At 37.2% G+C, this 14,347-nt stretch carries 12 protein-coding genes; 5 read left to right on the top strand and 7 right to left on the bottom strand.

Annotated features, from left to right (window positions below; translation table 11 throughout):
- Positions 1 to 162: 162 nt before the first annotated feature.
- The 5 genes from virB6 to O9A_RS07085 are packed head-to-tail and all read right to left on the bottom strand — an operon-like array spanning position 163 to position 4,559.
- Positions 163 to 1,128: a type IV secretion system protein VirB6 gene (virB6, locus tag O9A_RS07105; RefSeq protein WP_034460055.1), complete on the bottom strand. Its 966-nt coding sequence runs from the start codon at positions 1,126 to 1,128 to the stop codon at positions 163 to 165.
- Positions 1,115 to 1,561 carry a hypothetical protein gene (locus O9A_RS07100; protein WP_034460052.1) on the bottom strand — a complete coding sequence of 149 codons (447 nt, stop codon included), beginning with the start codon at positions 1,559 to 1,561 and terminating at the stop codon, positions 1,115 to 1,117. Before O9A_RS07100 ends, virB6 begins: the two co-directional genes overlap by 14 nt.
- Positions 1,558 to 3,912 (bottom strand): VirB4 family type IV secretion/conjugal transfer ATPase, encoded by a 2,355-nt coding sequence (locus O9A_RS07095; protein WP_034460307.1) that lies wholly within the window; start codon positions 3,910 to 3,912, stop codon positions 1,558 to 1,560. Before O9A_RS07095 ends, O9A_RS07100 begins: the two co-directional genes overlap by 4 nt.
- A gap of 5 nt (positions 3,913 to 3,917) precedes the next feature.
- Positions 3,918 to 4,229 (bottom strand): VirB3 family type IV secretion system protein, encoded by a 312-nt coding sequence (locus O9A_RS07090; protein ID WP_034460050.1) that lies wholly within the window; start codon positions 4,227 to 4,229, stop codon positions 3,918 to 3,920.
- Complete coding sequence (locus O9A_RS07085) at positions 4,230 to 4,559, bottom strand: TrbC/VirB2 family protein (RefSeq protein ID WP_034460048.1); 330 nt, start codon at positions 4,557 to 4,559, stop codon at positions 4,230 to 4,232. It abuts the gene before it with no gap.
- A gap of 364 nt (positions 4,560 to 4,923) precedes the next feature.
- Between O9A_RS07085 and O9A_RS07080 the strand changes: the two genes are divergently transcribed.
- Positions 4,924 to 5,667 (top strand): hypothetical protein, encoded by a 744-nt coding sequence (locus O9A_RS07080; RefSeq protein ID WP_034460046.1) that lies wholly within the window; start codon positions 4,924 to 4,926, stop codon positions 5,665 to 5,667.
- Between the two features lie 1,341 nt (positions 5,668 to 7,008).
- Here the strand turns inward: O9A_RS07080 and O9A_RS07075 are convergent.
- Positions 7,009 to 7,251: an EexN family lipoprotein gene (locus O9A_RS07075; protein ID WP_034460044.1), complete on the bottom strand. Its 243-nt coding sequence runs from the start codon at positions 7,249 to 7,251 to the stop codon at positions 7,009 to 7,011.
- A 1,347-nt stretch (positions 7,252 to 8,598) separates the two neighbouring features.
- Between O9A_RS07075 and O9A_RS07070 the strand changes: the two genes are divergently transcribed.
- A complete protein-coding gene (locus O9A_RS07070; protein ID WP_034460042.1) occupies positions 8,599 to 9,444 on the top strand; it encodes a TIGR01459 family HAD-type hydrolase in 846 nt (281 codons plus the stop codon).
- Complete coding sequence (locus tag O9A_RS07065; protein WP_034460041.1) at positions 9,444 to 10,454, top strand: bifunctional riboflavin kinase/FAD synthetase; 1,011 nt, start codon at positions 9,444 to 9,446, stop codon at positions 10,452 to 10,454. The genes O9A_RS07070 and O9A_RS07065 overlap by 1 nt, the downstream gene beginning before the upstream one ends.
- 548 nt (positions 10,455 to 11,002) lie before the next feature.
- On the opposite strand, the gene O9A_RS07060 is transcribed toward O9A_RS07065, so the two are convergent.
- Complete coding sequence (locus O9A_RS07060) at positions 11,003 to 11,332, bottom strand: protein tyrosine phosphatase family protein (RefSeq protein WP_034460038.1); 330 nt, start codon at positions 11,330 to 11,332, stop codon at positions 11,003 to 11,005.
- A 1,130-nt stretch (positions 11,333 to 12,462) separates the two neighbouring features.
- Here O9A_RS07060 and parA point away from each other — a divergent pair.
- Both parA and O9A_RS07050 read left to right on the top strand, forming a co-directional pair.
- Positions 12,463 to 13,092 (top strand): ParA family partition ATPase, encoded by a 630-nt coding sequence (parA, locus tag O9A_RS07055; protein ID WP_034460036.1) that lies wholly within the window; start codon positions 12,463 to 12,465, stop codon positions 13,090 to 13,092.
- Positions 13,089 to 13,319 (top strand): hypothetical protein, encoded by a 231-nt coding sequence (locus tag O9A_RS07050; RefSeq protein WP_034460033.1) that lies wholly within the window; start codon positions 13,089 to 13,091, stop codon positions 13,317 to 13,319. The genes parA and O9A_RS07050 overlap by 4 nt, the downstream gene beginning before the upstream one ends.
- Positions 13,320 to 14,347: the final 1,028 nt, after the last annotated feature.

The raw sequence follows: 14,347 nt of genomic DNA, 5'->3' as shown, positions 1-14,347 counted from the left end.
CTTTGTTCTGAATACATTTCACAAAATGTGCGATGAAACATTTTGATTGGTCTTGTGAAACCGGCGGTATCAAGTGTTTCACGCAATATATACAGTGTGTGCGCTGTTATGCGCACACACTGTGAAGATAAGCACTAGGGTTCTTTTAGGAGGTGTCTGTTACTAAAATCGACCACGACCATTTCCTCCGATTTTTGCAGCTTTGGCTGCGGTCCCTGCTGCACCAGAAAGTGTTGATACCGCACTTTTTGCTGCGTTTCTGCTTGTTTTAGCGCCGCTAGAAAGCATCGTAAAAATCTGCCCTCCTGAAGATATACCGGCGTTAAAGTATGGTCCTCCACTGGAGAGTGCAGAGGCAATGCCAGGAAGCGCACGGAAAAGAATAGCGCCCACTATTGAGATAACGACGACAGGTGGGAACAGAAAATAGATTGACTCATATGTTCCATCGAGAACATACAAAATAATTTTGCACATAATCGTCCCAAGCATGATCACCAGAACTTGCAAAATAGTAAAATTGACCAGTGTCGTAATCCATGCATCGGTAAATTTTCTGGTTGCATTGAACAAATAGAGGCTAATGAAAAGAGGCCCAAGACCTATAATCATTACAAGTGCAACCTGTGCAAACATTTGCACAATAAAACCCCCTATACAAAAGACAATAACGGCCATAATCATTAAAGATCCAAGAAGACCAACCATGATCTTTTCAAGGAACCAAGCCGCCGCCAAAACCTCTTGATAGCGGACACTTGTCTTTAACAGAATATAATCAAAAACATTGGCGTCAGAAGGATTGCTGTTGAGGGCATTCCCAATGGCATTTGCTAAATCTCCAAAGAAAATATTTTTAACATAGGTATTAAATGTATCCGCATTGGTTGCCATTGTCGTCACGATAACGATTTTCACAACATTGTTGAGAAGACTATTCATCGAGAGGGCAACGCGACCGGTCATAACGTTATAACCGTAAAGAAAAATAAAAATGATCGAGGCAAGATTTAAAGGGGCTGAAATAGCAGAAGACAGACCACTCACTGTTGTATTCATTACATTGTTGAGTGGTTGTAAAATATATCCAGAAATGCTCTCAAACGGGGAAAAACTAAAGTCGGACATCAGATTTCTCAAGTTTTTCTTTTAATTTTTCTTCAATTTTTTTATGATTTTGTTGTGTTTGCTCTTCACGCAGTTCTTCTTTTGTTTTCGTATCTTTTGCTTGAATCATAGAAAGGGACTGAATTTTTAAAGTATCTGCTTGCAGCTGTGCTTGAAGAAGGGTCAACTCTATTTGTAGAGCTTGCAATTGTTCAGGTTTAGTCTTTGTATCTGCTTTAAGAGTTTTAAGTTGATCGTTTATGTCCTTAATTTTGTTTGCAGTTTGTGTTGCAGATTCATAAATAGATTCAGCTGTTTGTGATTTTGCAACGTCTAATTTTTGCGTGTTTTCTAAGGCTTTTTTATAATACTCATCAGGAAGGGGTGCTATCTGCGCTTTTGCATGAGAGATGCAAAATAAAGATAACAGTGTGACTAAGCTATATTTTTTCATTGATTTTCTCTCCTTTGATGAAATATAGGCAGCCATATGTCAGGGTCTGCTCCATATTCGCTGATAATTTGGTTTACCAGTTCAATATTCTTTGTCGTACCGCTTAAAACGGCAATCTCATCATTCATTCCACGTAAGTTGAGTTCTGCAACAATGGAATTTTGTCCCTGCTTGATGAGAAAACGGCGGGATTCTCGACTTAATTCTGATTGTATCAGTTCAAATTCTCGCTCAGTCAGTTTGAAATCTTCAACATAATCTTTGTAATTTGCTTTTTGATTTGGAAAAAATATTTGGGTGGGGCATTGCTCAATAATGGTGTGTGCAATTGTTGAATTTAAAGCATCTTTTGGACTTTGTGTTGCAAAGAGCATCATGCCATTTTGTTTACGGATCGTTTTAAGGCGGTCTTGCGCAAACGCTTTGAAGGAATCATCTTCAAGCGCTTTCCAAAATTCATCAATGACAATAATAATACGTCGCCCATCAATAAGATCGAGAATCCGGTTAAACAGATACATCATCAAGGGACGCCGAATTTCTTCATTGTCTAAGAAATCGGTCATGTCATAACCAATGAATTGAGAGTCTAAATTGAGATCATCTTGATCGTTATCAAAAACCCAGCCTAAGTCATTGCCTTTGAGCCAACGTTGTAAGCGTATGGCAATTCCTTCTTTTGAGGTGTTATCAAAAAATAATTGAAGGGCACTAAGAGAGCGCTGTTCATGGGGGAGGTTTTCCAAGGCGTCAATGGCTTTGGCGATATCTTGTCGCTCTTCTTCTGTCACCGTTTGTCCTTCAGCTGTCACCAGTTTTAAGACCCAATTACGAAGAAAAACTTTGTTTTTTTCCGTGTATTCCATGCCCTTTAAGGGAGCAATGCCTGTAGGCTGTCCGTTTTTCAAAGGCTTATATTTTCCCCCGCCAGCACGGACAAAAATCTCTGCACCCTGATCTTTGTCGAAAAAGACCATTATAGGGTTATGTTTTTGGAGTTGTGCAAGAAGAAAATTAACAATCACCGTTTTTCCAGATCCTGATGGACCGCAAACGAAGGTATTGCCCAAGTCCCCATAATGAAAATTAAAATAATAAGGAGATCCCGCTTGTGTTTTTAGTAATGCCACAGCAGTTCCCCATACATTGCCTTCCAGTTTACCAATCGGAAAGGAATGGAAAGGGGATAAAGCCGCAAAATTTCTACTGGTAATAGCTCCTGATCGCGCACGATAACTGAAATTGCCAGGCAATTGCGCCCACCATGCGGCTTCCAATCCTAAATCTTCTCTTGCGATAACCGCTCCCCCATTGGTTAAGTGAGCGCGTGCTTTTGAAAGATATTCAGCTAAAGCCTTTGGGTGATCAGCAAAAACAGCTAGAGAAAGATGATGTTCGCCCAAAACAAAACGATTTGATTCTAAATCATCAAGCGCTTCATTAAGTGCTTCAATTTGTGAGCTGGCACGATCGGCCGCATTTATCATTTGATTTTGTTTGCGGCCCATAATGAAACTGGCCGCTGCTTTACTCTTAAAGACAAAGGATTGTGTTAAGATAAACTCAAACGGTGCTGTGAGTAAACCATCGGTCATCCCTGGGCGGGTTTTAGAGGGATATTCTTTCCAGCCAAACATGCCAGCAAAGCGTTCATTGCTTTCATGGCGAATTTCAATTGTTTCTTTGCCAAAAATGACACGATCTGAGTAAATCGTTGAGGCAATAGTGCCAAATGTGAGAGGAATACGTTCACGCCTTCCTCCCACCAGCTGGTGGAGAAATTCACTTTGTTCGGAAAACAAGATGCCCCCCTGTGCATAGATTGATAAAAGCCGCGCTCCATAGCTCTCCAATCCTTCTATAAGATCTTGGCTTAACTCTTCAATTTTACGAATGGATTCCTGATCGGGTTCAGATTGCGTTTTCTTCGCTTTTGCCAAGCGCTGAAAAAATGAAGCGAGCTGTTCGGTCTTATCTGATGCCGGGTTCCAAAGCAGTGAAACAAAGAGATCATTTCTATACAACTCTTGCGAAACCATTTTCTTTTTGTATTTTTCATCTAATGTTGCTGCAAAAGAGGAAAAAAACTGACTCTCTGGATAAATCGTTTCACGCCGGCGGATGATGTGAGAATATAAAGCAACACGTTCATCGGCGATATTTTTCAAAAGTGTGTTTAACTGGTTGTGTAAGGAATTTAACTGGTCGATATCTGCAGTATCAAAATTTACACCTTCAATAGTCATCACAGTCATTAAGCAGCGGGAGCTTAATGCAATAACATGTTGGTTGATGTGGCGTATGTAGGGAATATATTCTTCAGGCAAAGATTCCCGTTTCATCATTGACATCTGTTTCACCTGCTTAGTTCCTCATAAGTACGGATAAGGCGGAGAGGGGACGTTGAACCGCCTCCCCATCTATTCAGGTTTTTTTGTTTTCCTCGGGTATTAAGCCAAGCAAATAATACGCGAAATTGGTTGTGGTCATGTTTTGTCACTTCACGCAAAACAAAGTGCACCCCAATGCCAAGACCAATCATTGTAAAACCGCTGGTTAAAATAAAGAGAATGGATGTTGCCATGACATTAAGCGCCATGGCTTCCATTGTGACACCGGCAAACATGGCCGGTCTTGTGCAGGCAAGGAAAAGAGTATCTTCGTTCATCTATGTCGTGCCCACGCCCACCAATTTACCAACCAGAGCAGGTGCTCCAAAAACAATTCCAATGCCGATAATACAGTAAGCAGCTTTGCGTAAATCAATAAAGCCGTACATCCAACCAATGCCTACGGCAGCAACACATATAATCGCAATCAGCCTCGCTGTATTTCCTGTCATCATTTTAACAATACTGTCTAAAACAGTATCAACATTTCCCAGACCACTGGCACTACCCGTAGCAGTAGCACCATAAGAAGGGTCTGATACAACGAGCGCTGTTAATAGCAGCATGACGACGATAAAAATGATGTTCCTGGATATAGTGTCTGTCATTTTACCTCTCTTTAAAAGAATCTTTCTTTATCTTTGAAATCCTTTTGCCTCTAAAGGACAAAAAACCTTTCATCTTAGACTTTACTTGCCTAAGTTCCCCTCAATTTTTATGGTTTTCTTAAAAGTCTTGATAGTGGACTTTGCTGACAGTAAAACCTCTCTTTTCCAGAGAGCATATTTTACAGTTGCGTTAATTTAATTAAGCAACTAATAGTTGTACTATTTTTGTCAAAATGACAATATCTAAAATGTAAAAAAGAATATTTTACTCGCAAAATGTGGTTAATTTGCAACACATCCTGCTTAGAGATTTCTCTTCAAGAGTAGGAAGTTGTTCATAAAAATACGAAAGGGCAGCGAAACAATGAAGTTTTTGAGCGAATATGTTAAACGAATGCGATTTAAATTGATTGTCATTCTCTACATTATGGGTTCTATATTGTGGGGTATAAGCCAATATAAAGATAGAATAAATTTTAGTTTTCTCACGCCATTGAGAATGCAAGATATCCAAGATATTGTTGAGATGCATTTGGAAGAAAAAAAAACAACTGAATCTACCATTAAACAGCAATTCAAAAAAAATGAACCGATTTTCAATCTGCAAAAGAGTGTGTCACCAAATAATGCAGTTTCTTTTCATGGGAGAGCATCGGTTACTAGTGGTGTCACATTTAAATTGGTCACTCCTGTGGCACAATCTTGGCGTACGCATATCACACGTAATATTCATCTCTATGGTGTGGATACATGTGCACCACTTCAAAAAGCGAAATTAGACGATCAAGAATGGCCATGTGGCGTAGTTACAACAGCTTGGTTGGTTACCAAAACACTTGGTCAGGATTTATCGTGTAAACAGACTCTTGTGCGTAATAGTATTCATTATGCGCAATGTTTTGTTCAAGGTGTTGATTTAGCTGAAGTTGGCCTTGCAGAGGGGATGTTGGTGCTCTCACAAGAGAATAAAAATCCTGCTCCAGCACATTATCATAGTATTGAAGATGTAGCACGTCATAACAAGATGGGTCTGTGGTCAAGTGATTTCATCGAACCTTTACAGTGGCGGAAGGACTATGGATCTTACAATCCACTTGCGAATTTCTAATTTGTGTAATGGAGAGGTTCACGCAATGTTTAGAGTGAAAACCTTCCAAATAAAATTGAAAGGAGCCAGAGGAATTTTTGCGGATGTTTTTGCATAGAGGTAGATTCATTGTGCCATTATTGTTGAGTGTTCTCCAGGAGCAGCTCATGCAAGTGGTTGATATCGAGTATGTGTACTCGGTCATATCTTGCAGAGGGCTCATTTGTTTTTGAATATTCTTTATCTAAGCATCTGAAAATTATTCGTTTATCTATTTAAGCATGATGTCATGTTAAGGGTTTCTCTCTGTTTTTCATTTATTGTTGCTTGATGGTTCTCATAATTGTCGAGTTTTCTATTATGATGTATGGATTTATATTATGTGTGGGGTTTTAGAATTTCCTCATGGACCTGGATGTAACCACAAGGATATTCCGTTAAGCTGTATCTCTCAGTGCAAAACTACTTATAGTAAATTTGGTCATTCATTTTGCAGATGCCGTAGTGTACGATATTTTCAGTCTCCTTACTACGGCACATTATTAAGAGAATTTTATCAGAATTTATAGAAATTGATTTGCTCAAAACTATTTTCATTGTCAAAATTTATTGTCATAAAGGATGATAAATCATGGTTTTTTGCTTTTCTAAGATGTTATCGAACATTATTGGTAGTTTCATTGTGAACACAAGCAAGAGTATTAGTTCAGCTGCTGCAGCAATGGCGGGTACTGTGGTGCAGTTTCTGGAATAGCAGTTGGAGGAATGATGGGGGATGGTATTGGTTTATTGGTAGCGCAAGAGCTGTTGGTTTGGGCGTTATAGGAAGGGTAGATGGTGGTTTGGGTCGTAGTATAGAGATGAAAACAATATATGCTTCTCAAATTACAGATAATCCCTTCAATAAGAGAGAGCTAAAGCATACTTGAGTGAAAATTCACCTGTGACTGGAGGAGGGAAATCTTCTATAGGAACTAGCTACTAAAATGTCTTCTCTTGTTCAAGAGAAAATATTGTCAATATTGGTGTAGGTGTTGTAGAAATTGTTGCTGTTTTTTTAAACTCTAGAATAAAAATGCAACAAGTCTTATTTCATGCTTTCCCAACACCATCAGAAAATAATGTTATACCGTTCTCTGGTAGTTATCATTCCTCAATCTGATGAAGTTGCAAGAAATAATATTATTGCAAATCTAATTTCTAGAGTATTTTCTGAAACAGACAAATGATGAAATTTTTTTGATAACAATGAAGAAAGAGGCTACGGAGATATTCCTTTACGCGGGGATTTGTAATCTCTTCCTTTGATGATTTATAAATTACACTTTATTGGTTTAACAATATTGTTTAACAATGCGTTTGTTAAAAACCATGTCTACGTTTTGTAGAAACAGGTTTTTGTGAGAAAAATATTTCGTTATCGGCTTGTAGTAAATTTTGACAATTTTTAGATGACTTAATAGCGTTCTCAATTACACATTTCTTTCCCCACGTGTCCCTCAATTTCTCATTTTTTTTGAATTCTTCTACGCTATGGATTTTTTCACAACCAGCGACGGTTAATATAAGTAATGCAGCTCTGCATAATAAAATAATTTTTTTCATTTTTATCCTCTTTTAACCCTCTTCCCCCAAGAGGGTTTTGATTTTTATCCTGGATACAGAATACAGCTTTAGTTTTATGACTGCTTGCTTTTTTAATGAGTGCTATGAGTGAAATACTAAGAAGAGTTCACGACAGATGTCGTATGAATTGGTCATAGCATAGAATGAGAACGAAAGAACTAAAACTAACTATGAAAGAGAATATCATAAAGTATACCAATCATTTTATCCAATTGTCCACTGAGATCGATACTACAATAGGTATTTTTATGTGTTCTAGAAAACCTGTAATCATTATGATTCCTCGTAGCATTCTTATAAATCAATGTATTGCACAATATTGTATGAAGCCATAAAAGAAAAGCTTATTACGTTCTTTTTATTGTTAAGTGGTAAGAGATTTCGTTGTATTATACTATTTTGTAGTTGAATGACTTTCCTCTTTTTATTAGGGTTATTTTTCTCTTGATCCTTTACGTTTTACTGTTTTCAGAGTTTATAAAAAAATAGTAAACTCTATCAGTTATCAATTTGAGGAGTTGTCCTGTGAAATCTTCAAGTTTGGTTTGGTATCCGTGATTTTGAAGTGCTGATTGGATAGAATATAATTTTAGTTTATATTTTACTTATGAATGCTAAAGATTGATCCTCTTTGAAAAATAGCGCGTCATTAATCTCATACTGTTTATGCAACTTTGGTTGCAAAAAACCTGGATACTAGTTCTTTTAAGCTGTTGTGAAGCGTCTTATTAACGCATATTATGTTTCTATACTTTTTAAATCCTTATCACGCCAAATCACGGGAATGTTTTTTATTGATTAAACGAGGTGGTATATTCCTCAAACTTCTAAAAAATACGATATTTTATACGGCTTTAGATTAAAAATTTCTCGAATACCATCTCAGAATGTTCTTTTAAGCTTAAAAATCAATGTACTGTATCAGCAATGATGCATACTTCCTGTGCCGCGTGTTCTCTTCATCTCTTGGGAAGTAAAACTTTTTATTCTCGCTGTTTTTTTATGAAAATATTTATTCGTACATTTCAAAATAAGAACTTGAATAATTCAAATGATAAACTGTATCAATACAGTCGCTTTTAAAATTGAAGTTCTCATTATTATAGTTTTATCAGTTTTTGATAGGAAACATTTTAGAATTTCGCACAGTTATAATACAATAACTTATCTATTTTATTATTTCTCATGATTTATAGATGCAATACGAAGCGATGAAGGGACAAAAGACAATGTTGAGAAATCAGATGACAGAAGAATACTCTTTCGATAAGTCATTTTGAAGTAAAAGATAGCTTGATAAATGGCAAAGATATAAATAGGTGCGACATGAATGAGCTGACCCATATTGATACTGTTATAGAGGATTATGATGCTGTTTTTTGCGATGTTTGGGGTGTTGTGCATAACGGTGTACATGCATTTGAACCGGCTTTGAAAGTCTTACAAAAAATTCGACAGATGGGAAAAAATGTCATTTTTTTGACCAATTCGCCTCGTCCAAGTAAAGATGTCATTGATCAATTACAAAGTATGAATGTACATAGAGATTGTTATGATGCTATTATTACTTCAGGAGATGTGACGCGTGATCTCATTCGTGCTGCACCGCGTAGAGTTTTTTTTATTGGTCAGCAACGTGATTTAGTTTTGTTTGAAGGGTTGGATTGTGAATTAGTTGAAGAGTGGGAAGCTTCTGTGGTGGTTTGCAGTGGCTTTCTTGAAGGTTTTGATGAAAAACCTTCCGCTTATGAGGATATGTTTCACCGTATGCGAGGGCGGAATTTGCCGTTTATTTGTGCCAACCCCGATGTCATTGTCCATTATGGAAATCAGCAATTTTGGTGCGCTGGTGCCTTAGCACGTCTTTACCAACAATTAGGGGGTGAGGTGCGTATCGCTGGTAAACCTCATGCGCCTATTTATGAGTGTGCCTTTGAAAAACTTCAAAAAATTTGCGGAGCAGTAGAAAAAAGTCAAGTTCTTGCTATTGGCGATGGTCTTTTGACCGATGTTAAAGGCGCTATTCATTTTGGTCTTGATGTGCTTTATATTATGGGGGGTGTTCATCGTTATGATTATGTGCAAAACGGTATGGTCGATAAGAAAGCTTTGCACTCTTTTCTTGAACATCATGGCTATAAGCCACAAGCGGTAATGTGGGCACTCCAGTAATGTCTGATTTTTTGCGTCTTCAAGGGACTCATATGCTTCCTTTAGTTTGGCAGGGGGCGGTGTTGGCACTTGGAAATTTTGATGGCGTGCATTGTGGCCATCAGGTGGTACTCCAAAAAGCGCTCAATTTAGCACGCTTAAGAAATAAGCCAGCTCTCGTTTTAACTTTTGAGCCGCATCCAAGAAGTTTTTTTCAACGTTCAATTCCTGTTGATCGCTTAACAGAGGCTACTGAAAAAGCTGAAATTTTTAAAATCCTTGGCTTTAATGGTGTGATTGAACAGCCTTTTGATGCACATTTTTCTACTCTTTCAGCAGATGAATTTATCAATGTGATTTTAAAAAAAAACCTTAATGTTTCGGTTGTGGTAACGGGTAAAAATTTTCAATTTGGTTGTCAGAAAAGTGGAAATTCACGTCTTCTTTGTCAAAGGGGAGAAGAATGGGGATTTGAAGTTGTGCAAATTCCTTGCGTTTCGAGTGCACTAGATTCACAATCAATGATCATTTCTTCTAGTTCTATTCGTAAGCTTCTCTCACAAGGTCAGGTGGAAAAGGCAGCTCATTTGTTAGGCTATCATTATCGGGTGCGCTCAAATATTATCCAGGGCGAACAACTTGGCCGCCTTCTAGGGTTTCCTACTGCTAACCAGATGCTTCCTCCTCAAGCCAGTTTAGCGCATGGTGTTTATGCAGTACGGTTGCGTCGTGCTAACGGTGTTTTGCATGATGGGGTTGCAAGTTTTGGTTGTCGTCCAACGGTTGTGAAAGATGCAGCACCACTTCTGGAAACCTATTTGTTTGATTTTGACGGCGACCTTTATGGAGAAAGCTGCACTGTTTCCTTCTTACAGTTTTTACGAGAACAAGAAAAATTTGATGGGCTTGAGCCTTTAATTGCTCAAATGCATCATGACGAAGAAAAAGCAAAAGCCATTTTAGCGGCAGTACAGCCATTGTCACAGCTCGATCAGCTACTTACTTTTAAAACAGGACTTAAGTTGATCTGAAAGGATATGAGAGCGGCAAAAATAGCGCTTAAACTGATGATGATGACAAAAATATATTCTAAAACATCTTGGAATATAAGGAGTTTTTGTTGTTGGGAGGGAGAAACAAATGTTTGGAGATCTGGTTTCATCATTGTCTTTTTTTTTTTTTACAGTTTTTATGAAGGTAGAAAAAATTGATGGGTTTAAGCCTTTAATTGTCCAAATGCATCATGACGAAAAAAAGCGCAAACCATTTTAACGGCATTACAGCTATTGTCGCAGTTCGATCAGCTGCTCACTTTTAAAAATAGGACTTAAGTTGATCTGAAAAGGATATGAGAGCGGCAAAAATAGCGCTTAAACTGATAATGATGACAAAAATACATTCTAAAACATCGTGTAATATATGAAGTTTTCGTTGTTGGGATGGGGAAACAAATGTCTCGAGATCTGATTTCATTATTGTCTTCTCTTTTGCGTTTTTATAATCTTATGAAATCTTACGGTTTTTATTATGGTTTAAGAGTTTACAGCGTGTTTCTTTCTTGTTGGTTAAGATTAAGTGCTTAAAGACGCGCTAGACGATAAAGATGCATTGAACGTGTTCCGTGGTGACAATAGGCGAGAAGAGGCAAAGATGCTGTTTTTAAAATTGTTTTCATGGTTTCAATATCTGATTTTTTTATGGTCGGTGGCACGATAGGAATGTGATAGGCTTTTATGCCATGTTTGCACGCTTCTCCTTGAATGATGGAAAAATCAGGTTGATGGGGATCTTCTTGATCGGGGCGGTTGCAAATGATCGTTTTAAAGCCAGTTTGCGCCAATGTTTCGATGTTTTCAACGCTGATTTGGGCGCTGATAAAAATATCAGAGTCGATTTGTTGTAAATTCATCCTTGTTTATTTCCTATATGTTACATCTTCGTGCTGTTCTTTTGTTTTGTCTCCAAAAGAACAATTATGACAGTGAGATTTTATAAAAGAATAACTTAACAAAAATGCTTCCTCTCTGTCGAGAAGAATGGATATGGTTGGAAAAATTGATATGCGATACGCAAGATATTTTATGCATAAGATTTATTCCTTGTTTTGCTTTATTATGATGTCCGTTCTTTTTGCTTTTGTAGCAACATTTAATATGTTTACATGGTTTACATGATGTCGTTTGTGGGCGGGGGAATTACAAAGGAATTTTTTGATTCTGCTCAAGCAAGAGAGATTGCTCATTTCTAAAGGGTTATTCTTACTTTTTTGATTGTGCTGTATTGACTAGTTTTTTTATCAAAAGTGCTGTGCAATGGACTTGGAATTGCGGGCTTAAATTCACAGATCCATTAGAGATGATTTTGTCTTATGGAGATTGCGCAGTGTTTCCTTTTTTGCTTTTCGTGTTCTGTAATGACATGACGCTTTTCACGAAGAATAGCAGGTTATTGCGTTGCTTATTTATGTACTTGTTTTAAGGAGATATCTTATTTTTCTCCCAATTTTCTCTTCCGATACCATTTGTGAAAAGGATAATGCATGATCTATTGCGATATCACAGCCGTTATTCTTATGAAGCTATAAGTTTGCTATCGTTCATTCTATTTACCAGTTTCTATGGTTGGGTTTTGAATGGTTGATATTGATAAGAGACATATTCCATTTTTTTCGAATGGTTTTTATTTATACATTGTTTCCTCTTGTGATGTGTAAGTGAATGTTTTTTCTGTTTCTAAAATACGAGGGGATGATATATGAAAAACTTCCTGTCTTCTGTGTATTCATTCAATCTGAAAATGACGAACGCTCCTTATGAATAAGCTATGATCTCAATGAGATGGAACAAGTTTTTTTTCTTTTGGTTGATTGTATCTGCTACGCGGAAGGGGGAATTTTAAGAACTCAATGAGGGTTGATCTATGCTACGACTTTTGTTGTGAAAGGGGAGAGGTAATTGCTTTGAAACTTTAAGATGTTTCTTGTTTGCTTTGTTATTTTCTGTATAATCGTAAAAACGATAAAGCTGAAAGGCATCATGAATGATCATTGGACTTTTGAATCAAAAAGGGGGTGTAGGAAAAACCACTTTGAGTGTGAATCTTGCTGCTAGCTTTGCACGCACAGGAGCACGTGTGTTGCTTATTGATGTTGATCCACAAGGCAGTGCATTAGATTGGGCGGCTGCTCGTGAAAGTGCTCCTTTGTTTCCAGTTGTCGGTTTGCCGCGTGCAACGGTTCATAAAGAAATCACACAAATTGGTCGTAACTATGATCATATCATTATCGATGGTCCTCCACGTGTGACTGATCTTGCACGCAGTGCTCTTATGGCTTCGGACTTTGTGCTTATTCCAGTGCAACCTAGCCCATATGATATTTGGGCAGCTGATGGAATTGTAAAGCTTATTGACGAAGCACGCGTTTATAAAGAAAATCTGAAATCTTCTTTTGTTATTAATCGTAAAATAGTCAATACAGCGATAGGGCGTGATGTGGGCGAAGCCCTTGGGGTGTATCCAATGCATCTGCTTTCTGCTAACGTTGCCCAGCGCGTGATTTTTGCAGAAGCTACAACACAGGGAAAGGCCGTTTATGAAGTCGATAAACATGGCCAAGCAGCGGCAGAGATAGAAGCTGTTGCAGCGGAAATCAAGGAGTTAGCACGATGAACAAAAAAATTAAGATTGGTACGAAGCCAACCAATAAATCAATTCCTCTAACAGCTGATGCGTGGGTAGGAAACCATAAAGGGTGCAGAGATGGAGGTATGAAACGTCTCACAATTGATGTGCCGGAAAGCTTACATCGTTTAATTAAGATGAGTTGCGCAAGTCGTGGAACAAAAATAGCAGATGAGTTGCGCGAATTACTTTCACAGAAATACGGAAAAGTGTAAAAAATGATATACGATATACGATATATGGTTTCATTGACTGAATTTCATCTTCTTTAAGAAGTTATCGTAAATGTAAAACCTAGTAAGGCCGTATTGTGATTGTGCATTATAGTCGGTTGCTTTGTTCCTTTGCATTTTTTCAAAAAGGTGGATTGAGTAAAATCTAATAGGGGTTAGTTTGGGTATTAGATGGAAGCTTTCATATAAACCACATGATCGTTAGAGGATAAATTGAAGGGCATATGAATAAAGTGGCTACTCTTTTATGTTATAGATATTTTCGCGAAATAAACAGGAAGGCGATTGTGATATTCAAACAGATCAGGAGGAGTATATCTGATTTGATCCGTCTAAAGTCCATCCGTGGAATTTTACTATCATATTTTCTGTCAGCTCCAAGTGTGCAAGACCAACTCTTTCAGAAAACACTGCGATAATTGCAGAATGAATTTGTTTAATGATGTATTTTCTTGAAAAGGATATTGATTGTTTTTGGTAGAACGCTATGCGATGATAAAAGCACCTATTTTTTGTCATTCTGACTATTTAAATTCCATTGCATGATATAAATTGCCGGATTTTACAGTATTTAATACCATACAATTGACTATGACGAAATTTTTTTTTTCATTCTTCATCTACAAGTGTGATTAGTTTAAAAGTAAAATCGTTTGTTATTTAGATAGAATCGTACGATTTCTTCATAGAATTGTGTTGCTCATGTTTCTAAATGTGAATTTATTTCTTATTTATTTTATTATAAAAACGATAAGCTTATACTTAAAAAGTAACGCTGATTATTTTTTCAGCTCTACGGTTTTTTATTAAAATATGTTAAATTTTAGAGCGGAGCTGAAAATAAGTTGTTATTTCACTGATATTGGTGCTTTGTAGAATTTACTCTTCTTCAAAGACACAAAAGAAATCACTTTATCATTTTTTTGATATAGTTTCCTGTCTTTATGCTGTTTTAGAGACATCATATTATTTCATGGAATTGTAATGTTTTTTTGGTGCATCGTCCAATT

The organism is Bartonella koehlerae C-29 (assembly GCF_000706625.1).
GTDB lineage: Bacteria > Pseudomonadota > Alphaproteobacteria > Rhizobiales > Rhizobiaceae > Bartonella > Bartonella koehlerae.
The sequence above is the reverse complement of the archived record's forward strand: the minus strand, read 5'-3'. Positions and strand labels throughout refer to the sequence as shown.

Excerpts from the sequence above, each read along its gene's own strand:
- O9A_RS07065 (WP_034460041.1), top strand. The coding sequence starts at position 9,444 with ATGTCTGATTTTTTGCGTCTTCAAGGGACTCATATGCTTCCTTTAGTT.
- O9A_RS07100 (WP_034460052.1), bottom strand. The coding sequence starts at position 1,561 with ATGAAAAAATATAGCTTAGTCACACTGTTATCTTTATTTTGCATCTCT.
- O9A_RS07075 (WP_034460044.1), bottom strand. The coding sequence starts at position 7,251 with ATGAAAAAAATTATTTTATTATGCAGAGCTGCATTACTTATATTAACC.
- O9A_RS07090 (WP_034460050.1), bottom strand. The coding sequence starts at position 4,229 with ATGAACGAAGATACTCTTTTCCTTGCCTGCACAAGACCGGCCATGTTT.
- O9A_RS07080 (WP_034460046.1), top strand. The coding sequence starts at position 4,924 with ATGAAGTTTTTGAGCGAATATGTTAAACGAATGCGATTTAAATTGATT.
- O9A_RS07095 (WP_034460307.1), bottom strand. The coding sequence starts at position 3,912 with ATGTCAATGATGAAACGGGAATCTTTGCCTGAAGAATATATTCCCTAC.
- O9A_RS07060 (WP_034460038.1), bottom strand. The coding sequence starts at position 11,332 with ATGAATTTACAACAAATCGACTCTGATATTTTTATCAGCGCCCAAATC.
- virB6 (WP_034460055.1), bottom strand. The coding sequence starts at position 1,128 with ATGTCCGACTTTAGTTTTTCCCCGTTTGAGAGCATTTCTGGATATATT.
- O9A_RS07050 (WP_034460033.1), top strand. The coding sequence starts at position 13,089 with ATGAACAAAAAAATTAAGATTGGTACGAAGCCAACCAATAAATCAATT.
- O9A_RS07070 (WP_034460042.1), top strand. The coding sequence starts at position 8,599 with ATGAATGAGCTGACCCATATTGATACTGTTATAGAGGATTATGATGCT.
- O9A_RS07085 (WP_034460048.1), bottom strand. The coding sequence starts at position 4,559 with ATGACAGACACTATATCCAGGAACATCATTTTTATCGTCGTCATGCTG.
- parA (WP_034460036.1), top strand. The coding sequence starts at position 12,463 with ATGATCATTGGACTTTTGAATCAAAAAGGGGGTGTAGGAAAAACCACT.